Origin of the sequence: Sphingomonas sp., assembly GCF_039594485.1 — a bacterium.
Classification (GTDB): Bacteria; Pseudomonadota; Alphaproteobacteria; order Sphingomonadales; family Sphingomonadaceae; genus Sphingomonas.
This window is the reverse complement of the sequence record NZ_JBCNNI010000008.1, coordinates 116292-138180: the sequence shown is the minus strand read 5'-3', so window position 1 is coordinate 138180 and position 21889 is coordinate 116292. Positions and strand designations below refer to the sequence as shown.

Sequence of the window (21889 nt, the reverse complement as noted above, 5' to 3'; positions counted from 1 at the left end):
GCGGCATAGCAGCACGCGTTCGTACCTTGGGAGTTGTCATGACCTACGTCGTCACCGATGCCTGCATTCGCTGCAAGTATATGGACTGTGTCGAGGTGTGTCCCGTCGACTGCTTCTATGAGGGCGAGAACATGCTCGTCATCAACCCGTCCGAATGCATCGACTGCGGTGTGTGCGAACCGGAATGCCCGGCCGAGGCGATCCTGCCCGACACCGAAAGCGGTCTGGAGCAGTGGCTGGAGTTGAACAACACCTTCTCCGCCCAATGGCCCAACGTCACGCGCAAGCTGGACCAGACGCCGCCCGATGCCGATGCGATGAAGGACGTCGAGAACAAATATGAACAGTTCTTCAGCCCGGAGCCGGGCAAGGGGGACTGATCAAGGGGGCACCGATCCGGGGGGATTGATTGGGATCAACCAAGGGCGCCGATCGGCGGCGATGCGCGGAAGCGGTTGACGCTACCGCATCGATAGTGTTCCCTTGTGCGGATATGCTGGCAATTTTGTTGCGACCATGCTATATGGTTCCGCGACGGGCCTAGCTGTTATCGCGACCGCCCGCCTTGATGTGTTCGACCCTTCCTTCCCGAGGCCGGCTTGATCAGTGGACCCATTTCCGCTCGTCCGGCGCTCGCGCGAAGGCCCTGATCCGGAAAGGCCCCCAATGGCTGCCAAGGCGCTCCACTTCGACGTCGGTGACTATGTCGTGTATCCCAAGCATGGCGTGGGCCGCGTCATCGAGCTGCAAAAGCAGGAAATCGCAGGGATGCAGCTCGAACTCTATGTGCTGCGGTTCGAAAAGGAGCGCATGACGCTCCGCGTACCCACCAACAAGGCTGAGTCGGTCGGCATGCGCAAACTGTCCTCGGACAAGACCATGCGCGAGGCGATGGAAACGCTGAAGGGCAAGCCCAAGGTCAAGCGTACCATGTGGTCGCGCCGTGCGCAGGAATATGAAGCGAAGATCAATTCGGGCGACCTGGTGTCGATCGCCGAGGTGGTCCGCGACCTGTTCCGCGCCGATGACCAGCCCGAGCAGAGCTATTCCGAGCGGCAGATCTTCGAAGCGGCGACCAGCCGCCTCGCCCGCGAACTCGCCGCGATGGAAGAGGTGGACGAGCCCCGCGCCCAGGAGAAGATCCTGGAAATCCTGCGCGCCGCCGCCGCCATCTACAACAAGGAAAAGCCCGCGGCCTGACGCCACGGTCTTTGCCGAACCGATCAGGGGCGGTCCCATCCGGGGCCGCCCCTTTTCATTTGCGCCCATCAAGCCCCCTGGTGTATTGCAATCACAATACACAGGAGATCGTCCATGAAAAAGGCCGCCTTTCTTCCCTCGCTGCTGGCCCTGGTCGTGCTCGCCATCCCGGCGGCGGCCTGTTCCTTCGACGGCGACGCTGCGGGACAGGACGTGCCGCCGCAAGGATCGGGAGACGTTCGCAGCTATGCCGCGCGCGATTTCTCGGCCGTCGAACTCAGCGGAAGCGATTCGGTCGACGTGCGGGTGGGCGGTGGCTTTTCGGTGCGGGCGCAAGGTCCGGCCAAGGATCTGGACCAGTTGCGCATCGCCAGGGACGGCGACACGCTGCGCATCGGCCTGAAGAACGGGATGCACTGGGGTTCGCGCAAGGGCGTGCGGGTGCTGGTAACCCTGCCGCGCCTGACCGGAGTCGGGGTCGGCGGATCGGGCCGGATGACCGTCGACCGCGTGGAGGGGCCGCGTTTCCGGGCGGGTGTCGCGGGGTCGGGTGATCTGGTGATCGGCGCGATGCGGGTCGGCGAGGCCGATCTGGGACTGGCCGGATCGGGATCGCTGACCGCGTCCGGCATGGTCGATATGCTGAAGGTCGGCGTAACGGGTTCGGGCGATCTGCGCGGCGGCAATCTGCACGCAAAAAGCGCGAAGGTCGGGATCACCGGATCGGGCAGCGTCACCGCCAAGGTCGACGGCCCGGCCAAGGTCGGCCTGACCGGTTCGGGCGACGCCGATCTGGGGCCGAATTCGGTTTGCACGGTGGGCAAGACCGGCTCCGGCTCGGTGCGCTGCGGACGGCAATAGATGCGTCGCCCGTTCCTGCCCGCCCCGTTCCTGCCCGCCCTGCTCCTCGCCGCGCTGGTCCCCGTCACCGGGGCCGGCGCGGCCGACCGCCGGGTCGACCTGAGCAGTTTCGACAGTTTGCGGGTCGAGGGGGCGTTCATCGTCACCGTGACCACCGCCCCCTCCCCGCGCGCCACGCTGTCGGGCGATGCCGAGACGCTGCGTCGGGTGGAGGCGCGGATCGCGGGTCGCAGCCTGATCGTGCGGATGGCCCCCGACGAGGCGACGACACGCCGGTCGACCGGGCAGCCCGTCACACTGACCCTCGCCGCGCCGCCGCTCTCCGCGATCTCGGTCATCGGCGGGTCGCGGATCACCGCGCAGGCCTTGCGCGGCACGGCGATGACCCTGTCGCTGGCCGGTCCCGCCGAGGTGCAGGTCGACCGTGCGGAGGGCGAGCAACTGACCGCGACGCTGCTCGGGCCGGGCAAGCTCACCATCGGCGGCGGGCGGGTCGGCAAGGCGCGACTGTCAAGCAGTGGCACCGCCCTGATCGCGGCCGAAGGGCTGGAGGTGGGCGACCTCATGGTCGCGCTGGACGGTCCGGGCGAGATCAAGGCGCGCGCCCGCTATAGCGCGGCCGTCGCCAATAGCGGGCTGGGCCGCGTCACGATCGACGGCGCGCCCAAATGCCGCGTCACTGGCGGCGGGGGCGCGTCGGTGCGCTGCGGGACTCGCTGAACGGCCCCTGGCCCAGTCGTCGCCGCAGAAAGGCATCGATCGCGGCAAAGGCATTGGCGCGGATCGGGTCGGCCTCCCGCAGGATTTCATGCGCGCAGCCCGCACCGAAACAGACCAGTTCCCCCTGGGGCAGTCGTGCGGCGATCCGCGCGGCGGCGCGCGCATCAACCAGCCGGTCGGCCAGCGCCACCAGCATCAGCACCGGCGTTGCGATCCGCGCCACCGCCGGATCAGCGCGCAACGCCGCCGTGGCGCGAAACGACTCCGCCACCCAGGTCCAACTCGGTGAACCCCGGCACAAGGCGGGCCAGCGCTGCCGGAACGCCTGCTGATCGGCAAAGCGCACCAGATCATGGGTCAGCCTTTTCTGCCGCGCGGTCGCCGCGGCGGGCGTCTCCAGCCGGGGCCAGGCGGGGCGCAACGGATCGCCGCGTCCGCTCTGCCACCGCGCCAACGCCGTGCCCGCCCATTGTCCGATCGGCGAACGCATCGCCAGCATCGGGGCGACCAGCACCGCCGCATCCGGTGCGATCCGCCCCGCCGCCAGGGCCGCGAGGGTGACGAAGCCGCCCATCGAATGGCCGAGCACGACATGCGGCCCCTCCGCCTCGACCGTCCATTCGCGATAGAAGGCGGCCAGATCGTCGATCAGCCGGTCGAAACCGTCGATATGCCCGGTATCGTCCTGGGCCAGACGCCCCGATCCACCCTGCCCACGCCAGTCGAACGCGGTCACGTCCCAGCCCTGCGCGCGCAAGTGATCGATCGCATCGGCATATTTCTCGATCATGTCGGCGCGCCCGGTCTGGAACAGCAGCCGACCCCGGCGCGCCACCCCCTCGACATGCGGCCGGTCGAACCGGCGATGCACCCAGCCATCGGGGGCGGTCCACGCCGACAGCCATGGCGCAAGCGGCAGATTTGCGGGCCAGTCAGGGGCTGTCGGCATGCTGTCTCCCGATGGGGCGAACCCGATTTTTTCGGCCCCGCGCGCATAATATCAGTCTCGATCCATTTCACGAGCGAACCAAGTCGCGGATCGCACGTTCATCCCAAAGCAATATTTCGTTACAGTTCGGGGTGACCGCGGATGCTGACCCGTGCCTTTCGCATGATTCTGGGATGGGTGATCGCCCTGCTCGGTGGCTTTTTCGCGGTGGCGGGCGGGTATCTGCTGCTGCTCGGCGGATCGCCTTACTATGTCCTGACCGGGCTGGCGATGATCCTGTCGGGGGCGCTGATCGGGCGCGGCGACCCGCGCGGGCGCTGGCTGTATGTCGCCATCTGGGTCGCGACCCTGATCTGGGCCGTGTGGGAGGTCGGGTTCGATGCGCTCAGCCTCGTACCCCGCATCGTCGCGCCGACCGTGCTGCTGATGCTGGTCGCGCTGCCCTGGATCGGCCGGTCGATGCGATCCGCGCGCGCCCGGACCCGCGCGGTGCCCGCCGCGATCGGCCTGGTCGCGTTGCTGGTCGCCATGCCCCTGCTGCGCATCCGCCCCGCCGAAGCGCAGGATCCCGTCATGCCCTCCCCCCTGCCGATCGCCGCGCAGGCGCCGGTGGGCGACTGGACCGACTATGGCGGCACCCTGTCGGGTCAGCGTTACTCGGCGCTGTCGCAGATCACCCCCGCCAATGTCGGCAAGCTGGAACTCGCCTGGACGCAGCGGACCGGCGACCTGCCCGACCGGGCCGAGGCGGTCGAGCATAAGCGCGAATATCATTCCGAAGCGACACCGATCCAGATCGGCGACACCCTTTATACCTGCACCCCGCATTCGATCGTGCAGGCGATCGACGCGACCACCGGGCGCACCAAATGGAGCTGGAAGGATCAGGTCAGCCGCCAGGGCAACAGCTATCTCGTCTGTCGCGGCGTCGCCTTTTACCAAGCGCCAGCGGGTACGCCCTGTCCGCGCCGCATCTTCGCGCCGACCTTCGACGCGCGGATGATGGCGCTGGATGCGGATACCGGCCGGCCCTGCCCCGGCTTCGGCACCAATGGCGCGATCGACCTGCGACAGAATATGGGCGTGTCCGGCCCCGCCGACCAGATCAGCACGTCGCCGCCCGTGGTCGCCAATGGCCGGTTGATCGTCGGCGAGCGGATCGTCGACAATGTGAACCGCAACATCCCCAGCGGCGTGGTCCGTGCCTATGACCCGATCACGGGCGCGGGCATCTGGGCCTGGGATGTCGGCCGTTCGCCCGACGCGATCCCGCCTCTGCCCGCGGGTGAGACCTATACGCGCGGCACACCCAATGTCTGGGGGGCGATGACCGCCGATCCGGGCAACGGCCTGGTCTATCTCGGCACCGGCAATGCCTCGCCCGATTACTGGATCGGCTGGCGGCGGCCGTTCGACGACCGGTTCGGCACGGCGATCGTCGCGCTGGAGATCGCGACGGGCAAGCTGCGCTGGATTCGCCAGCTCGTCCACCGCGACATGTGGGACATGGACATCCCGATCGGTCCATCGCTGTTCGACTATCACGCCCCCGACGGACGGACCATCCCGGCGCTGATCCAGACGACCAAGATGGGCCAGGTCTATTTCCTCAACCGCCTGACCGGCGCGCCGATCACCCCCATTGTCGAGCGCCCCGCGCGGCAGGACGGCGCGACGCCTGGGGTCAGGGTTTCGCCGACCCAGCCCTGGTCGGTTGGCCTGCCCTCCTTCACACCCCCCGCCCCGACCGAGAAGACGACCTGGGGCGCGACCCCGATCGACCAGCTCTTCTGCCGGATCGACATCCGTCGCGCGCAGGGGACCGGCATCTATCAGCCGACGGGTCTGAAGCCGATCATCGGCCATCCCGCGTTCGACGGCGTGACCGACTGGGGCGGTGCGGCACTCGATCCCGTGCGGCAGGTCTTCACCGTCAACACCATGGAGATGCCGTTCAAGATCTGGCTGATGCGCCGCGACGATCCCCGCGTGAAATCCTATATGGAAAAGAAGAAGGGCGGCGAGAATGCGCGCGAGCCCAATCTCCAGACCCAGTATAACACCCCTTATGTCGCGGTCGTCGCCGCCTGGATCGGGGTGTTCGGCGCACCGTGCAACGCCCCGCCCTGGGGCCATCTGACCGCCGTGGACCTCAACACCAAAAAGGTGGTGTGGCGCAAGATCCTGGGCACCGCGCGCGACACCGGCCTGTTCGGCAGCCATCTGGGCGTGCCGCTGAAGACCGGCGTGCCCAATCTGGGCGGCTCGATCATCACCGCCTCAGGGCTGGTGTTCATCGGCGCGACGACCGACCAGTATCTACGCGCCTATGACCTGAAGAGCGGCAAGGTGTTGTGGCGTGCGCGCCTGCCCGCCGGGGCTCAGGCGACGCCGATGACCTATCGCGGGCGCGACGGGCGACAATATGTCGTCATCACCGCCGGGGGCCATGGTGCGCTGGGCACGCGATACGGGGACTATACCATGGCCTTCGCCCTGCCGAAGGGAGCATGAGTCCCTTGGCCTTCGCCCACGCTTGAGCGTGGGTGAAGGCCACGCCCGCCCGACCATCGTCAGATCAGAAGATCGACCATTCCAGGATGGCAGGCTCCTTCGCCTGCACGGTCAGGCGCAGGAATCGCGCCTGTCCCACATGGCGCAGGGTGATGGGCGAGCCGCTCACCCCCTTCTCCGCCGCGACCTCATGCCAGTCGCGGCCATCGACCGACGCCTCGATCCGCACGTCCTGAGGCTGGATCACGAAGGCCGGCCGGATCCGGCTCTCCCGCACGGCCCGCACGCTGCCCAGATCGGCGGTCAGCACCGGCGGTTCCCCCGGCGCGGGTCGCCACGCCGTCGCATAATTGTCGTCCGCCGCCAGCGCCGCCGCCCCCTGCCCCGTCCAGCGCATCCCGCGCGCCCGATGCGCGGCAAAGGCCGGAATCACCGGGTCGTGACTCGGCGCCACCCTGGCCAGCAGGCCGTCCTCCTGTACCGTTAGCCGATCGACCGCCACCTGCCGCAGCACCCGGTCACTGCCCATCACGAACGGCAAGGCCTGGCGGTGATAGAGGATGTACGACCGCCCCTGGTCCGCAAAGATCGCATGATGGCCGGGACTGATGATCTGTCTGGCGGCATCGGTTTGCAGGATCGGGCTGTTCGGCGCCTCGACGAACGGGCCCATCGGGGAATTTCCCACCGCATAGCGGACCTTATAGCTGTCCTTGGTGGTGTTGCCGTCACTATAGGTCAACAGATAGCGGCCCTTCTCCTTCACCATGAAGGGGCCTTCGAAATAATTGCCCGGAGTCACGTCGCGGGGCTGGCCGTCGAAATGCACCATATCGGGCTTCAACTTCACGACGAAGCAATGCCCGTTGACCCAGTTCAGCCCCGATCCCCAATAGAGATAGGCCTGGCCGTCATCATCGACGAACGCCTCGGCGTCGATCATATGGTATTTCGGCGCGAAATCGCGCGGGATCAGGGGTTTGCCGCCATTGGCATCGGCCCAGGGCCCGGCGGGAGACGGTGCGGAGCCGACCCACACCTCGCTGCCGACCGAGACATACATATACCAGCGGCCATCGGCTGCCCTGACCACCGAGGGCGCCCAGACCTTGGAATCGCCCGAGGTCGGGCTGGTCGCCGCCTGCTTGGTCGGCCAGTTCGGCTGCGAGAAGGTCCAGTCGCGGCCATTCTCCGAGGTCCAGAGCCCCAGGCGATCGTCCCCCCATGGATCGACCGTGGCGAAGATATACCAGCGCCCCCCGTCGCGTACGATGGAGGGGTCGGCGAAATAGCCCGGAAGCAAGGGGTTGCCCGCCCCCGGACTGTTCCAACGGACCTCGCGCCGGGGCGTGGCGGACCCCGCCGCCCCGGCAAGCAGGACGGCGGCGAGCAGCAGCGCTCCGGCGCGGGGTTTCATCAGCGCAGGTCCAGCATGACCACCGACTTGGCCGGGATCTGTACGGTCAGCATGCCGCCCGACAGCGTCGCCCCCTGGAAGGGCTGCGGTGCGATCTGGTTGGGCGCGTCGAACGTGTTGTGCGCATCCATCGTCGCCCCGGTCAGGATACGACCCGAAACCTGGCCCGCCGTCACGCCGTCCAGCTTCACCGCGACGGTCGCGGGCTGGTTGGGATCGACATTGGTCAGGCCGACATGGACCACGCCCGCCTTGTCCCGCACCGCAGAGGCACTGACCGCCTTCATCACCCACTGGTCCTTGTTGTACCAGCGCGACTGGACATCGACCGGCAGGACGGTGGCGTCCTGATAGTCCTTGTACATGTCGAACACCCAATAGGTCGGCGTTTTCACCATGCGCGCGCCATCGGTCAGGATCATCGCCTGGAGGACGTTGACCATCTGCGCGATGTTCGCACCGCGCACGCGGTCGGCATGGCGGGCGAAGATGTCGAGGTTCAGGCTGGTGACGATGGCGTCACGCAAGCTGTTCTGCTGATAGAGGAAACCCGGATTGGTGCCGGGTTCGACATCGTACCACGTGCCCCATTCGTCGACGAGCAATGCGACCCGCTTGCGGGGATCATATCGGTCCATGATCGCCGAATGACGGGAGAGCAGTTCCTCCATCTTGAGCGTCTTGGACAAGGTGCGGGCCCAGGCTTCCTCGTCGAAGCCGGTCGCCGCGCCCTTCCTTTCCCAGCTATCGGGCACGGTGTAGTAATGGACGCCGATGCCGTCGAACGCGCCCCCGGCGTCGCGCATCATCACCTCGGTCCAGTTATAGTCGTCGCCATTCGCGCCGCTCGCGATCTTCATCAGCCTTTCGCCGGCGGGCACCTTCAGGAAGGTCGAATAGCGGCGGGTCACATCGGCGGCATATTCAGGCCGCATATTGCCGCCGCAGCCCCAGAGTTCGTTGCCGATGCCGAACATGGCCAGCTTCCACGGCTTGTCGCGACCGTTTTTGCGGCGCTCCTCGGCATAGGTCGATTGGGACGGGAAGGTCATATATTCGATCCACTCGGCCATCTCCGACGGCGCAGACGAACCGACATTGCCCGAAACATAGGCCTCCGCGCCGACCAGCTCGGAGAAATTCATGAATTCGTGGGTGCCGAAGCGGTTGTCCTCGGTCACGCCGCCCCAGTTGGTGTTGACCTTGGTCAGCCGCTTGGCCTGCGGGCCGACGCCTTCGCGCCAGTGATATTCGTCGGCGAAGCAGCCGCCCGGCCAGCGGATCACCGGCACGCGAATCGCCTTCAGCGCGTCGATCACGTCGCGGCGATAGCCGTTGATATTGGGAATCTTGCTGCCCTTGCCCACCCAGATACCGGGATAGATGCCGGTGCCCAGATGCTCGGCGAACTGACCGAAGATGCGCTTGTCATAGGTCGCGCCGGGACGGTCGCCATGCACCGCCACCTGATCGCCCGCCGTCGTGGCGGTCTGTGCGGTCGCCGACGATCCCGTCAGCGACAGCGTCGCGAGTGCGGCCGCGAACAGAAATTGGGTTGCCCTTTTCATAGTTTCTCCTCTGCCTGATGCGTTCATGATGACTTATTGTCAGAGTAAAGAATAGCCCCATTGCGTCCTGGATTGACGCCAGGATGGGATCAGCCGCTAAGATGTCCGCGTTTTTGTCCAACCAAGGAATGCGGATGAAGTCTTCGACACATGGGCGCCGCCGCATCTGGGGCCTCGCCGCCGCGCTGGCTGCCGGGTCGATCCTGTCCTCCTCCGCCATGGCGGCGCAACCGCCCGTCGCTGCCCCTGCCCCGGACCGCTCGGTCCCCGTCACGCTGCGCCCCGCCATCGATCGCCCGTCGACGATGTTCGAGGGCTGGGGCACCGCGCTGGCCTGGTTCGCGCATGTCACCGGCGGCTGGCCGGAAGCAGAGCGGACGCGGCTGGCCGATCTCTTCTATGGCAGGGACGGCCTCGGCTGGACGATCGCGCGCTACAATATCGGCGGGGGCAATGCCGCCGATACCAAGCCCTATATGAAGGTCGGCCGCGCCGTGCCCGGCTTCTGGCGGCAACCGGCGGGAACGACCGGCAAGGACTGGTGGCGCGCCGACGATCCCGCGATGTGGGACTGGGACCAGGACGCCAATCAGCGCTGGTGGCTGGATGCGATCACCGCGCGCGTGAAGCAGCCGATCTTCGAGGCGTTTTCCAACTCGCCGCCCTGGTTCATGACGGTCAGCGGCCTCGTGTCCGGCGCCGAAAAGGGCGGCGACGACAATCTCCGTCCCGGCCAGGAAACCGCCTTCGCCACCTATCTGGCTCGCGTCACCGATGCGTTGCAGCGACGGCATCACCTGACCTTCCGCACCCTGTCGCCGGTCAACGAGCCCAACACCAGCTACTGGTTCGCCGCCAACACCCAGGAAGGCGCGCATTGGAGCCCCGCGCGGCAGGCGATGATGATCGACGCGACGGCAGCGGCGCTAAAGGCCCAGGGGCTCTCGACCAGCGTCTCCGCGCCCGACGAGACCGCATCGCACCTGTTCGTCCAGGACTGGGCCGCCTATCCCCCCGCGACCCGTACCGCGATCGGGCAGCTCAATGTCCACAGCTATGGCACCGTCCACCAGACCGCCGTGCGCGATATCGCGCGTGCATCCGGCATCCGGCTGTGGATGAGCGAGAACGACACGCCGCTATCGGGTGATCCCGAGGACCTGACCGGCATGGCGACGCCGCTGGCCTTTGCCGAGCATGTCGTCGGCGATCTCAAGCGGCTGGAGCCCGCCGCCTGGGTCTTCTGGCAGGCGGTCGAGGATCTGAGCACGCGCAAGGGCGAGAAGGGGTCGAACTGGGGGATCGTCAAGGCCGACCTGATGGGCCCGGCCGACCAGCGCCATGCGATCCACGTGACGGCCAAATATTGGGCGATGGCGCAGTTCAGCCGGTTCATCCGCCCCGGCGATCGCCTGGTGCCCGTGGATGACATGGATACGGTGGGCGCGGTGTCGCCGGACGGGCGGCGGCTGATTCTGGTCCATGTCAATCCGGGGCTCTCGCCGCGCCCGCTGACGGTCGCGGTGCCGGGCCGATGGCAGCGGCGAATGATCGTGACCGATGCCGGCCATCAGGCGGCCCCGATGGCGGGGAACATCGCGCCACCTCAGTCGATCGTGACGCTGATTCTGACCCGGTGAGGGCGGGGCGGGATAAATCCCCGCCCCGGGCGGACATCACATCCCGGCATCGGGATCGGTCAGCCCGATCATCCGCCGCCCTGCCCTTCGCGCGAAATTCAGCGTCGCCTTTTTCCGAATATGCGCCAGCAGCGGCACGCTATGCGCCTCGCGCACGATCGCGGCGTCATAGCGGTCGGCAACGATGATCCCGGTCCGCTCGGGCAGAAAGGCGGCGCTTTCCAGCGGTGACCAGTCGAATCCGGCGGGGACCGCCCAGTAGAAACGGTCGCAATGCGCCAGATAATCGGGCCATTTGCCATCGCCCAGCATATCGGCACGCGAAACCTTGATCTCCACGACGACCACGCCGCCCCGCGCGTCCAGCGCCATCAGGTCGGCACGACGCCCACCCTCCAGCGGCACTTCGGGAATAGCGATCAGATCGTGGCGGAGCAGCATCCGCGTCACGCCCCGCGCGACATCGGCGGCGCAGAGAGGCGAGGAAGGATCCTCGACGCACGAAGCGGGCGGCATGTCCAACATGCCACCCACTTAGAACATTTGGCGAACAAAATCAAAGCCCCGAACGGGGCCTGATCGTCAGCGATAGAAGATGTGGTTGCCGATCGCGGCGACCTTCTGGACGCGCACGCCCGGACGGTTGCCGGGGGTGTTGAAATAGAGCGCCTTGCCTGCGCTGCTGTCCCAGGCCTGCGTCAACGCGACCTTCGCCACCGCGACGGCGGTGCGATAGGCGGCGCGCGACGGGCTGACCGAGGGGATGGCGCCGTGACGCACGAAGCTGAACTGACCACGCTGCTTGATGACATCGCACACGCCGGTCGGGAAGCGGCCCGACTTGGTGCGGTTCAGGATCACCTGCGCGACCGCGAGCTGGCCGTTCAGCGGCTCACCCTGCGCTTCGAAATAGATGGCACCAGCCAGGCAGCGGAGCTCTTCGCTCGACGCCATATCGTCCTGTGCGGCAACGGCATCCGCCAGCGAGTCAAACTCTTCGTCGCTGTCATCGATCTGGGCCGGCTCGGAAGCCGTTTCGGAAACATGGGAAAAATCGGGCAGCGCGGACATGGTGGCCCGGGCGCTGAGGGGAACAATCGCCAGGTCGGCGGCGTTGATCCCGGAAACAGCCATTGCAGCGGCTGGAGCAGCACCTGCGGCAACATTGGTCGCCAGGCTGGGGGTGCTGGTGGCGAGAAGGCCCGCCAGAGAAAGAGCAAGAGCCGCAGACGTGGCGACCCGCTTGAAAACCGTCATTCACTTTAACAGACATGCGGTTGGATCACGGACCCGAGCATTGCCCAAAAGGCGCTCGTCCGGGCTTCCCCCCGACTGCGTAACCGACCGGATCGCACCCGATAAGCACAACGCGAAACTAAGACCGGGCGCTCGTGGCCGATACGGCCGCGTTCGTCAATCGTTCAGGATCGTTTCAGCGGTGAACCGTTCTGCCGTAGCGCCATCCAGTTCCACCACCCACAGGTCGGGATCGCGCGCCCGGCGGCGTTGCCAATAGCCCGTGACATCCTCGCGCGGGGTGGTGTCGATCAGCGCGGTTCGGCCGTCCGGGCCGATGCCGCGCTCCAGCACCCGCTCGGTCCGGTCGGGGCCGATGACGATCACCAGGATGCCGCCCGCCATCGGATCGCCCTTGGCCAGCACCATGCCCATGCCGCCACCGTCGTTCATCCGGCGAAGCAGGGCCGTAACCAGCATGCCGCTCGGCAAACGGCTTTCCATGGCTCAATCCACCCGATAGCCGGGCAATGTCGCCAGCGCGATCTGCGAGCGCATGAAGGTGCCGGTGCCGCGCGCGACCTCCTCGCCATCGGTGTCGATCAGTCGCGCATCGGCGACGAACACCCGCCGCCGCCCGCTGACCAGCCGCCCCTCCGCCATCACCGGCCCCGCCTTCATCGGCCGGGTCAGCAGCAGGTTGAACTGGGTCGTCAGCAGGAAACGATCGGTGACCAGGCTGTTGCAGGCATAGAAGGCCGCATCGTCGAGCATCTTGAAATAGATGGTGCCATGCGCCGCGCCCGCCGCGTGATAATGCCGTTCGTCGATCTCGAAGCGAATACGCGCAAAGCCCGGCTCAGGAATCTCCAGGACCGACTCGAACAGCCGGTTGATCGGGGCTTCTCCGTATAGCGCCTCGAGCGCGCGGAAATGCGCCGCCTCCCCCTCAGGCCGCGGCGTCACGCGCCTCGTCCTGGGTCAGCAGCGCCCAGATCGCATCGGTAGATCCCGCACCGCGCAATTTGGCGACAAATCCCTTGTCGCGCAGCCGCCGCGACACGCGCGCCAACGCCTTCAGATGCGCCGAACCCGCATCGGCGGGGGAAAACATCGCGAAGACCAGATCGACCGGCATGTCGTCGACCGCCTGGAAATCGACGGGCTGAGCCAACCGGGCGAACACGCCGACGATCTGCGACAGTCCCTGGACCTTGCCATGCGGAATCGCGATGCCGCCGCCAAAGCCGGTCGATCCCAGCTTTTCACGCTCGGTCAGGACATCGGCCAGCGATTTGGCATCCTGCCCGGCGGGAGCGGACGCAGCAGTCGCCAGCATGTGGAACAAGGTCTTCTTGTTGGCGGCCGAAATTCCGGCCAGCACCGTATCGTGGCGCAACAGATCGCTGAAATCGTTCATCGTTTTTTCCGGTGCGCCCCCGCGCAGGCCGCCTATTAGCGACCCGCGCGGAAGAACGATAGAGGTTATCCGGCCGGTCCCGCCCGTTGCGGTTCGACCCAGCCGATGGTTCCGTCGCCCCGACGATAGACCATGTTATACGATCCGGTGCCCGAATTCTTGAACAGCAGGGCCGCAGTATTGCGAAGATCGAGCATCATCACCGCATCCGACACGCTGGCATCGGGAATATCGACGCGGGTTTCGGCGATGATCAGGGGCGCATCGCCGGCGTCGTCCTCGTCAATCTGTTCGGCGAACAGCGTATAGCCCGCATCATAGGCCCCCGCCTCGGCCAGTTCGATCGCCTGGCCCTGGTTGCGGTCCTTCAGGCGGCGCGAGTAGCGGCGAAGCTGCTTTTCGATCTTGGTGGCGGCACCGTCGAAGGAGAGATGCGCATCCTGCGCATCATGCCGGCCCTTCAGGACCAGGCCGCGCGTCACATGCATCACGATATCGCATTTGAACCCGACATCATGCGGGCCCCGGCCGAACGTCACCTCGGACGAAATGGCGCGGGCGAAATATTTCTCGGCGATACCCTGAAGCCGGTCCGTCACATGGGTCCGCAGCGCGTCGCCCGTTTCGACCTGATGACCAGAAATCCGGATATCCATCGTCTTCTCCTTAGTACGACTGCTGGAACGGTCCTTTTGGCCTGTTCCCTGGCGTCAGCCGGACGCCTCGGCCCCCCAAATCGGATCGGTGATCCCCTTTAGAAACGCAGCATGGTCGGCAAGTTCCGCATCGCTGGGACGGAAGCTGCGCGGCGGTCGCACCCGGGCGGGGGCGCGGGCCGCGATCGTCGGCCCGGTATCCACCGTCGTTTCGGCCATCAGGCCCAGGCCGATCTGCCGCCCGCCCATAAGCTCGACATAGACCTGCGCCAGGAGCTGCGCGTCGAGCAGCGCGCCGTGCAGCACGCGATGCGAGCGGTCGATACCGTAGCGCGAACAGAGCGCGTCGAGGGTATGCTTGGCACCGGGATGCTTGCTGCGCGCGATCGCCAGCGTATCGACCATCCGGGTCTTTTCGCACACCAACGGAAAGCCCAGCGCCCCCAACTCACCGTTGATGAAGCCGAAGTCGAAGGTCGCATTGTGCGCGATCAGCGGCGCGTCGCCGATAAAGTCCAGGAACTCGGCCACCCCGGCGGCAAAGACCGGCTTGTCCTTCAGAAAGGCATCGGACAGTCCGTGGACCGCCTGCGCCTCGGCGGGCATCGACCGTTCGGGGTTGAAATAGGCGTGGTAGGTGCGCCCGGTCTCGACCCGGTTGACCAGTTCGACACAGCCGATTTCGACCAGCCGGTCGCCTTCCGAAAATTTGAACCCAGTCGTTTCGGTGTCGAAAACGATCTCTCTCATGGCCCGACTATCGGCCTTCGGAGTCCCGCATGCAAGTGATCAGCGCCTGCACTTTTTCACGGGTTTCGTTCAGTGGAATATCGGTCGCGATGACATGATCGGCCCGCGCCCGCTTCTCCACATCGGGTAGCTGACGCGTTAGAATCGCGACAAATTTCTCGCGCGTCATGCCGGGTCTTGCCAACACCCGTGCCTCCTGCACGGCGGGTTCTGCCGAAACCACCAACACCTTATCCACAGTCTTGTCACCGCCGGTTTCAAACAGCAGCGGCACATCCACCACCACCAGCGGAGACTCGGCATGAGTCGCCAGGAAGGCCGTGCGCTCGGCCTGCACCGCCGGATGGACGATCGCCTCGAGTCGGCGCATCGCGGCATCATCGCCCAGCACCGCCCGGCCCAGCGCCGCGCGATTCACGCCCTCGGGTCCGGTCGTCCCCGGAAAGGCGCTCTCGATCGCCGCGACCAGTGTTCCACCGGGCCCCTGCAAATGGTGGACACAGGCATCGGCGTCGAACACCGGCACGCCCTCGTCCCGGAACATCTGCGCGACGGTCGACTTGCCCATGCCGATCGAGCCGGTCAGCCCCAGGACGATCATCCGAGCAGGATCGCGCGCAATTCGTCGTCGCGATCGCGCGGCGGTGCGGCGCCGAAGAACAGCTCGAACGCCACCGCCGCCTGGCCGATCAGCATCTCCAGCCCGTCGATCGTCACCAGGCGGCGCGCGCGCGCCGCCGCCAACAGCCCGGTTTCGAGCGGCGCATAGACGATGTCATAGACCACCGCGTCCGCCGGCAGGGCCGACAGGTCGAGGTCGAGCGGCGGCTGGCCGGTCATCCCCAGGCTGGTCGCGTTGACCACCAGCGCGCTGGAGGGGACGCCGCCGCCGATCGGCAACGCCTGTCCTTCGAAACCGAAGGCGGACAGCAACGCCGCCCCCTTCGCCACATCGCGGTTGAACAGCGTCACCGGCCCGACATTCATCTCCGCCAGCGCGAACAGCACCGCGCGCGCCGCTCCCCCGGCCCCGACCACCGTCACCGGTTTGCCCGCCAGATCCAGGCCGGCCAGCGGTGCCGCAAAGCCGGCCGCATCGGTGTTGGTACCGACCAGCGCGCCATCCTCGGCCCGGATCGCGGTGTTGACCGCGCCGATCGCGGTGCGGACGCCACTCCGATCCTCGACCTGCGCCAGCGCCGCGACCTTGTGCGGCACGGTGATGTTGCAGCCGCGCCACGCCGGATCGTCCTTCCGCTCGGCGAAATAGGCCGGCAGCGCGTCGGGCGTGACATGGGTGGCCCGGTATTCGGCGTCGATCCCCAGCGCCTCCAGCCAGAATCCGTGGATCAAAGGGGATTTGCTATGGCTGATCGGGTCGCCGATCACGTCTGCATAGGGCTTGCCCATCACGCCGCCATCCAGCCGCGCTCGCGCAGATAGCCGAGCACGGGGAGCAGCGGCATGCCGAGAATGGTGAAATGGCTCCCCTCGATCCGCGAGAAGAGCTGCACGCCCGGCCCCTCGATGCGGAAACAGCCGACACAGCCGGCGATTTCGGGCCATTCCTGATCGAGATAGCGGTCGATAAAGGCGGGCGAGAGCGGGCGGACGTGGAGTTTTGCGCGCTCGACATGCCGCCAGACGGGGCGGCCATGCTCGGCGACGACCGCCGCGCTCCAGAGTTCGTGGGTGCCGCCGCTCATCCGGGTAAGATGCTCGGCGGCCTGTTCGCGGCTCTCCGGCTTGTCCAGCAGCGTGCCGTCGGCCAGCGCGACGATCGAATCGGATCCCAGCACCGGGACCGGCCCGGCATTGGCCGACACCTTCACCGCCTTCATCTCGGCAAGCGCGTCGGACAGGTCGCGTGGAGTGGCGCCCGCCATCGCCGCCTTGACCCCCGCCTCGTCGACACGGGCGGGCAGGGCTTCATAGGCGACACCGGCGGCGTCGAGCATCGCCCGGCGCGAGGCGCTTTGCGAGGCGAGGATGATCATGCGTCGGACTTTCTTTGGTTTACCAGTGAGATGATCGCCGCCGCCGTCTCCTCGATCGAGCGGCGGGTGACGTCGATCACCGGCCAGTCATTGTCGGCGAACATCCGCCGCGCGAACGTGAGTTCGCGATTCACCGCTTCCTGCTCGACATAATCGGTGTCGGGCGCCTGGTTGAGCGACAACAGCCGGTTGCGCCGGATCGCGATCAGCCGGTCGGCACTGGTGGTCAGCCCGACGACCAGCGGCTTTTTCAGCGTGAACAGGGACGGGGGCGGGGGGCTTTCGACCACGATCGGGATGTTGGCGGTCTTGAACCCGCGATTGGCGAGATAGATGGAGGTCGGCGTCTTCGACGAACGGCTGACCCCCGCCAGCACGATATCGGCCTCCTCCCATTCCTCCCAGGCGATGCCGTCGTCATGCGCGATGGTGAACTGGATCGCATCGACACGCGCGAAATAGGCGGCGTCGAGCACATGCTGGCGGCCCGGCCGCATCTTCGCCTGCACCCCCAGCAGCCCCGACAGGGCGGCATTGACCGGATCGAGCGGCGCGACCGTGGGCAGGCCCAGCGCATGGCACCGGCTTTCCAGGATGCGGCGGGTCGCCGGATTGACCAGCGTGTAGATCACCAGCCCGGGATTCTGGGCGATCTCCTGAAGGATGCGCTCCAGATGGCTTTCGGTGCGCACCATCGGCCAGAAGTGCCGGACGGTTTCCACATCATCATATTGGGCGAGCGCCGCCTTGGCGATGTTCTCCAGCGTTTCGCCCGTGGAATCGGACAGAAGATGCAGGTGGAGCCGCGTCGTCATGACCGGCCTAATGACTCTGTGGATAACATGGGAAGAATCGGTAGCGTAACTTCGCCGACCGGCCAAGCGACCCATGGCCGGTGGATAACGACCGATTCGTCCACAATGAATCTCACAGGTCCGATTCTTTTCCACAGCCTGTGAGTTACGGGGGTCATGAATCCGAATCCCGTTGAATCGGCGATTCCCCATGAGTCAACGTGTTGGCATAATGGGGAGAGCCGCATAATCCCGACAACCAACGTGCCAACCACTTCAACAATCCATCTTTAGAATCTTCTTGAATAGAAGAAGGGGGGTCTCCTGACCGACGTTGCGATCCAAAAACCCCTGCTCGCCGTGCTGAACGGAGAGCGGCAGGCGACTCCGCCCATGTGGCTCATGCGACAGGCCGGACGCTATCTGCCCGAGTATCGCACGCTCCGAGCCGAGAAGGGGGGCTTCCTTGCGCTCGCCACCGATCCGGCCGCCGCAGCCGAGGTGACGGTCCAGCCGATCCGGCGGTTCGGCTTCGACGGGGCGATCCTGTTCTCCGACATCCTGATGGTTCCCTGGGCGCTGGGCCAGGATCTCAGCTTCGGGGCGGGGGAGGGACCGCGTCTGGTGCCGGCACTGGTCGATCATGCATTGAATGCCTTGCAGACCGTTCCTGAGCGCCTCGACCCGGTCTATGCCACCGTGGCGGGGGTGAAGGCGCAATTGCCGTCCCAGACCAGCTTTCTGGGCTTTGCGGGCTCTCCCTGGACGGTTGCGACCTATATGGTGGCGGGGCAGGGGTCCAAGGATCAGGGCGAGACGCGGCGATTCGCCTATGCCGAACCCGAAGGCTTCGGCGCGATCATCGATGCGATCGTGGCGATGACCATCGACTATCTGGCAGGACAGGTCGCCAACGGGGTGGAGGCCGTGCAGCTATTCGATAGCTGGGCGGGCTCGCTCTCCCCGGCGCAGTTCGAGCGCTGGGTGATCGCGCCCAATGCCGCGATCGTCGAGGGGGTCCGGGCGCGCTGCCCCGGCGTGCCGGTGATCGGCTTTCCCAAGGGGGCAGGGGGCAAGCTGCCCGCTTATGCGCGCGAGACGGGCGTGGATGCGGTCGGGCTGGACGAGACGGTCGATCCGGTCTGGGCCGACACCTATCTGCCAAAGGGGCTGCCGGTGCAGGGCAATCTCGATCCGCTGGCGCTGATCGCGGGCGGCGGGGCGCTGGACGAGGCGGTGGATCGCATCCTTGCCGCCTTCACCGAGCGGCCGCACATCTTCAACCTGGGCCACGGCATCTTGCCCGACACGCCGATCGCGCATGTCGAGCGGCTGATCGGCCGCGTGAGGAACCAAGCATGATCGGATTGTTGGGAGCCGCCTATGAATGGGTGAAGGCGGCGCATATTATCTTCGTGATCTTCTGGATGGCGGGGCTGTTCATGATGCCGCGCTATCTGGTCTATCATCAGGAGGCGCTGGTCGCGGGCGATGCCGCCGACGCCGCGCGATGGATGGAGCGCGAAGGCAAGCTGCGCAGCATCATCCTGACGCCCGCGATGATCGCGGTATGGGTATTGGGGCTGTTGCTGGCAGTGTCGCTGGGGCTGTTCTCGGGCGTGCCGGGACTGGGCTGGCTGCACGCCAAGCTGTTCTTCGTGCTGCTGCTCAGCGGCTATCATGGCTGGATGGTCGGCTATTCGAAGAAGCTCGCGCGGGGCGAGACCAAATTGACCGGCAAGCAACTGCGCATGATCAACGAAGTGCCCGCACTCGCCGCGACGATCATCGTCGTGCTGGTCGTCATCAAGCCCTTCTGACCCTTGCTTCGGACGCGCGCCGTCGCCGCGCGCCTCCTTTCCCCATTGACTTGGGGTTCCCCGAATCCTAACTCGCAAGGGTACGGCGCGGTCCTCGCGTCGGGTACGCTTCCTTATCGATACGCCTCGTTTCGCCGCGATCCTCGCCGACCGACGCCCTCCGACCAGCCGGACCGACCATGCATCTGAAAGACCTTAAGAAGAAAACGCCCGCCGACCTCGTGCAACTCGCCGAGGAATTGGGTGTCGAGAGCGCGTCGACGCTGCGCAAGCAGGACCTGCTGTTCGCCATCCTGAAGGAACAGGCGGAGAAGGGCGACCAGATCATGGGCCTGGGCACGATCGAGGTGCTGCCCGACGGTTTCGGTTTCCTGCGCTCGCCGGAAGCGAACTATCTGGCCGGGCCCGACGACATCTATGTCTCGCCCAACCAGGTCCGCAAGCATGGCCTGCGCACCGGCGATACGGTCGAGGGTGAGATCCGCGCGCCCAAGGACGGCGAGCGCTATTTCGCGCTGACCAAGCTGACCAGCGTCAATTTCGATGACCCGGAAGCGGTCCGTCACCGCGTCAATTTCGACAACCTCACTCCGCTCTACCCCGAGCAGAAGCTGATCCTCGACCCCGCCGACCCGACCCAGAAGGACAAGTCGGCGCGCGTCATCGACATCGTCAGCCCACAGGGCAAGGGCCAGCGTACCCTGATCGTCGCGCCGCCGCGCGTCGGTAAGACGGTGATGCTGCAGAACATCGCCAAGGCGATCACCGACAATCATCCCGAAGTCTTCCTGATCGTCCTCCTGATCGACGAACGCCCGGAAGAAGTCACCGACATGCAGCGCTCGGTGCGCGGCGAGGTCGTCTCCTCGACCTTCGACGAACCGGCGCAGCGCCACGTCCAGGTCGCCGAGATGGTGATCGAAAAGGCCAAGCGCCTGGTCGAGCACAAGAAGGATGTCGTCATCCTGCTCGACTCGATCACGCGCCTGGGCCGCGCCTACAACACCGTCGTTCCGTCCTCGGGCAAGGTGCTGACCGGTGGCGTCGACGCCAATGCGCTCCAGCGGCCCAAGCGCTTCTTCGGCGCGGCGCGCAATATCGAGGAAGGCGGTTCGCTCTCGATCATCGCCACCGCGCTGATCGATACCGGCAGCCGCATGGATGAAGTCATCTTCGAAGAGTTCAAGGGCACCGGCAACTCGGAAATCGTCCTCGATCGCAAGGTGGCGGACAAGCGCATCTTCCCGGCGATGGATGTCGGCAAGTCGGGCACCCGCAAGGAGGAACTGCTGGTCGAGAAGGACAAGTTGTCCAAGATGTGGGTGCTGCGCCGCATCCTCATGCAGATGGGTACCATCGACTCGATGGAGTTCCTGCTCGACAAGATGAAGAACTCGAAGACCAACGAGGACTTCTTCGACTCGATGAACCAGTAAGGCGCGTATCGGGGCGTCGCCCCCGGTTCCGCCACGGCATGATGGGTTCGCCGACGGGAATTAGGCCCGTTTGCGAACCCATTTTCGTTTTCAGGCGTTAGCAGGCCCGATCCCACCCCCTTTCGGGATCGTGCCGGTCCAAGCACGGCACGGCCGCGTCGTTGCTTATCACGCGACGCGGCCAAACGGGGGCCATGCGCAGATCATGCGCGGGGCGCTATCCCACATCCGATCACGCGGACCGGATGTTCAGGACTGGCAATTCGGTAGGATTACGGCCGGGTGCGCCCGCCGCCGCCCGTGCCCGGTGCACCGGCGCCAGCACCCGGTGCGCCGACCGAGCCGATATTGCCGAACAGATCCTGGAAGAAGCCACGTTCGCGGCCCAGAGTCGGCGTCGTCTTGCCATAGGGGGAGATGTCGGCGACCTGATCCAGGCCCGAACGGCGGATCGCGGTGACGTTGCCCGCCTGGTCGAAGCTGATCTGCAGCGTGATCTGCGACGAGGGGTTGGGCAGGTTGAAGCCCAGATTGCGACTGTCGCGCGCCACATAATACCAGTCGCCGCCGCCGAACTGGCTGGCGATCGTCGGCGTGCCCAGCGTCTGGAGCACCGACTGGCGGTTGTCGACGCCCGGCTGGACCGAGTTGACGAGATCGGTATCGACCACATAACCCTGATGCGACCGCAAAGGCGTGCAGGCGGCCGTGGCCATGACCAGGCCGAGCCCGAGGGCGGCGAGCCGGGTGGAAGAAACGCTCATCATCATCTCCGGGCCGGGATATCGGCCGCACACGCGGGATAGCACAGGCGATCGATCCGCTCGACCGTCACCCCCTCGATATGCCAAGGGAAAGGCGCATACAAGCACTCGCGCGGGTATGATCGCGCAGGGAAGGGAGAGGCAGGT

The 21889-nt window shown here is 66.1% G+C and carries 24 protein-coding genes; 9 read left to right on the top strand and 15 right to left on the bottom strand.

The features are described 5' to 3' along the window. Nucleotides 1–38 precede the first annotated feature (38 nt). The 4 genes from fdxA to ABDV78_RS05715 all read left to right on the top strand — a co-directional run bounded on the left by fdxA (nucleotide 39) and on the right by ABDV78_RS05715 (nucleotide 2781). The gene (fdxA, locus tag ABDV78_RS05730; RefSeq protein WP_343526322.1) at nucleotides 39–380 is read left to right on the top strand and encodes a ferredoxin FdxA; all 342 of its coding nucleotides are present in this window, start codon (nucleotides 39–41) and stop codon (nucleotides 378–380) included. Between the two features lie 286 nt (nucleotides 381–666). After that, nucleotides 667–1200: a CarD family transcriptional regulator gene (locus ABDV78_RS05725; RefSeq protein ID WP_042486954.1), complete on the top strand. Its 534-nt coding sequence runs from the start codon at nucleotides 667–669 to the stop codon at nucleotides 1198–1200. A 114-nt stretch (nucleotides 1201–1314) separates the two neighbouring features. Beyond that, a complete protein-coding gene (locus tag ABDV78_RS05720; RefSeq protein ID WP_343526321.1) occupies nucleotides 1315–2061 on the top strand; it encodes a head GIN domain-containing protein in 747 nt (248 codons plus the stop codon). Further along, a complete protein-coding gene (locus ABDV78_RS05715; protein WP_343526319.1) occupies nucleotides 2062–2781 on the top strand; it encodes a DUF2807 domain-containing protein in 720 nt (239 codons plus the stop codon). Here the strand turns inward: ABDV78_RS05715 and ABDV78_RS05710 are convergent. Next, nucleotides 2738–3730 (bottom strand): alpha/beta hydrolase, encoded by a 993-nt coding sequence (locus ABDV78_RS05710; protein ID WP_343526318.1) that lies wholly within the window; start codon nucleotides 3728–3730, stop codon nucleotides 2738–2740. The genes ABDV78_RS05715 and ABDV78_RS05710 overlap by 44 nt on opposite strands. A gap of 162 nt (nucleotides 3731–3892) precedes the next feature. Here ABDV78_RS05710 and ABDV78_RS05705 point away from each other — a divergent pair, with 162 nt between their 5' ends. Further along, complete coding sequence (locus tag ABDV78_RS05705; RefSeq protein ID WP_343526316.1) at nucleotides 3893–6244, top strand: membrane-bound PQQ-dependent dehydrogenase, glucose/quinate/shikimate family; 2352 nt, start codon at nucleotides 3893–3895, stop codon at nucleotides 6242–6244. Between the two features lie 64 nt (nucleotides 6245–6308). Here the strand turns inward: ABDV78_RS05705 and ABDV78_RS05700 are convergent, their stop codons facing one another. Together ABDV78_RS05700 and ABDV78_RS05695 are read right to left on the bottom strand one after the other, a co-directional pair. Further along, the gene (locus ABDV78_RS05700; protein ID WP_343526315.1) at nucleotides 6309–7661 is read right to left on the bottom strand and encodes a family 43 glycosylhydrolase; all 1353 of its coding nucleotides are present in this window, start codon (nucleotides 7659–7661) and stop codon (nucleotides 6309–6311) included. After that, on the bottom strand, nucleotides 7661–9229 hold the full coding sequence (locus tag ABDV78_RS05695; RefSeq protein WP_343526314.1) for an alpha-L-arabinofuranosidase C-terminal domain-containing protein: 1569 nt from the start codon (nucleotides 9227–9229) through the stop codon (nucleotides 7661–7663). The genes ABDV78_RS05700 and ABDV78_RS05695 overlap by 1 nt, the downstream gene beginning before the upstream one ends. Nucleotides 9230–9363: 134 nt before the next feature. Here ABDV78_RS05695 and ABDV78_RS05690 point away from each other — a divergent pair, with 134 nt between their 5' ends. Beyond that, the gene (locus ABDV78_RS05690) at nucleotides 9364–10869 is read left to right on the top strand and encodes a glycoside hydrolase (protein ID WP_343526313.1); all 1506 of its coding nucleotides are present in this window, start codon (nucleotides 9364–9366) and stop codon (nucleotides 10867–10869) included. A gap of 36 nt (nucleotides 10870–10905) precedes the next feature. On the opposite strand, the gene ABDV78_RS05685 is transcribed toward ABDV78_RS05690, so the two are convergent. From ABDV78_RS05685 to ABDV78_RS05635, 11 genes are all read right to left on the bottom strand, one after another. Continuing rightward, on the bottom strand, nucleotides 10906–11394 hold the full coding sequence (locus ABDV78_RS05685; protein WP_343526312.1) for an MmcB family DNA repair protein: 489 nt from the start codon (nucleotides 11392–11394) through the stop codon (nucleotides 10906–10908). Between the two features lie 57 nt (nucleotides 11395–11451). Then, nucleotides 11452–12126, bottom strand: coding sequence for a cell wall hydrolase (locus ABDV78_RS05680; protein ID WP_343526311.1), 675 nt, complete (start codon nucleotides 12124–12126; stop codon nucleotides 11452–11454). 156 nt (nucleotides 12127–12282) lie between these two features. Continuing rightward, nucleotides 12283–12609, bottom strand: coding sequence for a DUF1491 family protein (locus ABDV78_RS05675; RefSeq protein WP_343526310.1), 327 nt, complete (start codon nucleotides 12607–12609; stop codon nucleotides 12283–12285). 3 nt (nucleotides 12610–12612) lie between these two features. Next, the gene (locus ABDV78_RS05670) at nucleotides 12613–13071 is read right to left on the bottom strand and encodes a PaaI family thioesterase (RefSeq protein ID WP_343526309.1); all 459 of its coding nucleotides are present in this window, start codon (nucleotides 13069–13071) and stop codon (nucleotides 12613–12615) included. Further along, entirely contained in the window at nucleotides 13055–13525 is a 471-nt protein-coding gene (locus ABDV78_RS05665) for a PTS sugar transporter subunit IIA (RefSeq protein WP_343526308.1), read from the bottom strand. The genes ABDV78_RS05670 and ABDV78_RS05665 overlap by 17 nt, the downstream gene beginning before the upstream one ends. 65 nt (nucleotides 13526–13590) lie before the next feature. Continuing rightward, the gene (raiA, locus tag ABDV78_RS05660; RefSeq protein ID WP_343526307.1) at nucleotides 13591–14181 is read right to left on the bottom strand and encodes a ribosome-associated translation inhibitor RaiA; all 591 of its coding nucleotides are present in this window, start codon (nucleotides 14179–14181) and stop codon (nucleotides 13591–13593) included. Between the two features lie 54 nt (nucleotides 14182–14235). Beyond that, nucleotides 14236–14931, bottom strand: coding sequence for a DNA polymerase III subunit epsilon (gene dnaQ, locus ABDV78_RS05655; RefSeq protein WP_343526306.1), 696 nt, complete (start codon nucleotides 14929–14931; stop codon nucleotides 14236–14238). Nucleotides 14932–14938: 7 nt separating this feature from the next. Continuing rightward, nucleotides 14939–15532 carry a dephospho-CoA kinase gene (coaE, locus tag ABDV78_RS05650; protein ID WP_343526305.1) on the bottom strand — a complete coding sequence of 198 codons (594 nt, stop codon included), beginning with the start codon at nucleotides 15530–15532 and terminating at the stop codon, nucleotides 14939–14941. After that, nucleotides 15529–16341: a shikimate dehydrogenase gene (gene aroE, locus ABDV78_RS05645; protein WP_343526304.1), complete on the bottom strand. Its 813-nt coding sequence runs from the start codon at nucleotides 16339–16341 to the stop codon at nucleotides 15529–15531. Before aroE ends, coaE begins: the two co-directional genes overlap by 4 nt. Beyond that, nucleotides 16341–16928 carry a nucleoside triphosphate pyrophosphatase gene (locus ABDV78_RS05640; protein WP_343526302.1) on the bottom strand — a complete coding sequence of 196 codons (588 nt, stop codon included), beginning with the start codon at nucleotides 16926–16928 and terminating at the stop codon, nucleotides 16341–16343. The genes aroE and ABDV78_RS05640 overlap by 1 nt, the downstream gene beginning before the upstream one ends. After that, on the bottom strand, nucleotides 16925–17743 hold the full coding sequence (locus ABDV78_RS05635) for a pyruvate, water dikinase regulatory protein (protein WP_343526300.1): 819 nt from the start codon (nucleotides 17741–17743) through the stop codon (nucleotides 16925–16927). The genes ABDV78_RS05640 and ABDV78_RS05635 overlap by 4 nt, the downstream gene beginning before the upstream one ends. 318 nt (nucleotides 17744–18061) lie before the next feature. Here ABDV78_RS05635 and hemE point away from each other — a divergent pair, with 318 nt between their 5' ends. From hemE to rho, 3 genes are all read left to right on the top strand, one after another. Continuing rightward, nucleotides 18062–19084: a uroporphyrinogen decarboxylase gene (gene hemE, locus ABDV78_RS05630; protein WP_343526331.1), complete on the top strand. Its 1023-nt coding sequence runs from the start codon at nucleotides 18062–18064 to the stop codon at nucleotides 19082–19084. Continuing rightward, nucleotides 19081–19542 (top strand): CopD family protein, encoded by a 462-nt coding sequence (locus ABDV78_RS05625; protein WP_343526299.1) that lies wholly within the window; start codon nucleotides 19081–19083, stop codon nucleotides 19540–19542. The genes hemE and ABDV78_RS05625 overlap by 4 nt, the downstream gene beginning before the upstream one ends. Nucleotides 19543–19721: 179 nt before the next feature. Then, a complete protein-coding gene (gene rho / locus ABDV78_RS05620) occupies nucleotides 19722–20978 on the top strand; it encodes a transcription termination factor Rho (RefSeq protein WP_042486922.1) in 1257 nt (418 codons plus the stop codon). A 272-nt stretch (nucleotides 20979–21250) separates the two neighbouring features. Here the strand turns inward: rho and bamE are convergent, their stop codons facing one another. Then, the gene (bamE, locus tag ABDV78_RS05615) at nucleotides 21251–21742 is read right to left on the bottom strand and encodes an outer membrane protein assembly factor BamE (RefSeq protein WP_343526330.1); all 492 of its coding nucleotides are present in this window, start codon (nucleotides 21740–21742) and stop codon (nucleotides 21251–21253) included. Nucleotides 21743–21889 lie beyond the last annotated feature (147 nt).

Bases quoted from the DNA above. Each gene is read 5' to 3' on its own strand.
- fdxA (WP_343526322.1), top strand. From the start codon at position 39: ATGACCTACGTCGTCACCGATGCCTGCATTCGCTGCAAGTATATGGAC.
- ABDV78_RS05725 (WP_042486954.1), top strand. From the start codon at position 667: ATGGCTGCCAAGGCGCTCCACTTCGACGTCGGTGACTATGTCGTGTAT.
- ABDV78_RS05720 (WP_343526321.1), top strand. From the start codon at position 1,315: ATGAAAAAGGCCGCCTTTCTTCCCTCGCTGCTGGCCCTGGTCGTGCTC.
- ABDV78_RS05715 (WP_343526319.1), top strand. From the start codon at position 2,062: ATGCGTCGCCCGTTCCTGCCCGCCCCGTTCCTGCCCGCCCTGCTCCTC.
- ABDV78_RS05710 (WP_343526318.1), bottom strand. From the start codon at position 3,730: ATGCCGACAGCCCCTGACTGGCCCGCAAATCTGCCGCTTGCGCCATGG.
- ABDV78_RS05705 (WP_343526316.1), top strand. From the start codon at position 3,893: ATGATTCTGGGATGGGTGATCGCCCTGCTCGGTGGCTTTTTCGCGGTG.
- ABDV78_RS05700 (WP_343526315.1), bottom strand. From the start codon at position 7,661: ATGAAACCCCGCGCCGGAGCGCTGCTGCTCGCCGCCGTCCTGCTTGCC.
- ABDV78_RS05695 (WP_343526314.1), bottom strand. From the start codon at position 9,229: ATGAAAAGGGCAACCCAATTTCTGTTCGCGGCCGCACTCGCGACGCTG.
- ABDV78_RS05690 (WP_343526313.1), top strand. From the start codon at position 9,364: ATGAAGTCTTCGACACATGGGCGCCGCCGCATCTGGGGCCTCGCCGCC.
- ABDV78_RS05685 (WP_343526312.1), bottom strand. From the start codon at position 11,394: ATGTTGGACATGCCGCCCGCTTCGTGCGTCGAGGATCCTTCCTCGCCT.
- ABDV78_RS05680 (WP_343526311.1), bottom strand. From the start codon at position 12,126: ATGACGGTTTTCAAGCGGGTCGCCACGTCTGCGGCTCTTGCTCTTTCT.
- ABDV78_RS05675 (WP_343526310.1), bottom strand. From the start codon at position 12,609: ATGGAAAGCCGTTTGCCGAGCGGCATGCTGGTTACGGCCCTGCTTCGC.
- ABDV78_RS05665 (WP_343526308.1), bottom strand. From the start codon at position 13,525: ATGAACGATTTCAGCGATCTGTTGCGCCACGATACGGTGCTGGCCGGA.
- raiA (WP_343526307.1), bottom strand. From the start codon at position 14,181: ATGGATATCCGGATTTCTGGTCATCAGGTCGAAACGGGCGACGCGCTG.
- dnaQ (WP_343526306.1), bottom strand. From the start codon at position 14,931: ATGAGAGAGATCGTTTTCGACACCGAAACGACTGGGTTCAAATTTTCG.
- coaE (WP_343526305.1), bottom strand. From the start codon at position 15,532: ATGATCGTCCTGGGGCTGACCGGCTCGATCGGCATGGGCAAGTCGACC.
- aroE (WP_343526304.1), bottom strand. From the start codon at position 16,341: ATGGGCAAGCCCTATGCAGACGTGATCGGCGACCCGATCAGCCATAGC.
- ABDV78_RS05640 (WP_343526302.1), bottom strand. From the start codon at position 16,928: ATGATCATCCTCGCCTCGCAAAGCGCCTCGCGCCGGGCGATGCTCGAC.
- ABDV78_RS05635 (WP_343526300.1), bottom strand. From the start codon at position 17,743: ATGACGACGCGGCTCCACCTGCATCTTCTGTCCGATTCCACGGGCGAA.
- ABDV78_RS05625 (WP_343526299.1), top strand. From the start codon at position 19,081: ATGATCGGATTGTTGGGAGCCGCCTATGAATGGGTGAAGGCGGCGCAT.
- rho (WP_042486922.1), top strand. From the start codon at position 19,722: ATGCATCTGAAAGACCTTAAGAAGAAAACGCCCGCCGACCTCGTGCAA.
- bamE (WP_343526330.1), bottom strand. From the start codon at position 21,742: ATGAGCGTTTCTTCCACCCGGCTCGCCGCCCTCGGGCTCGGCCTGGTC.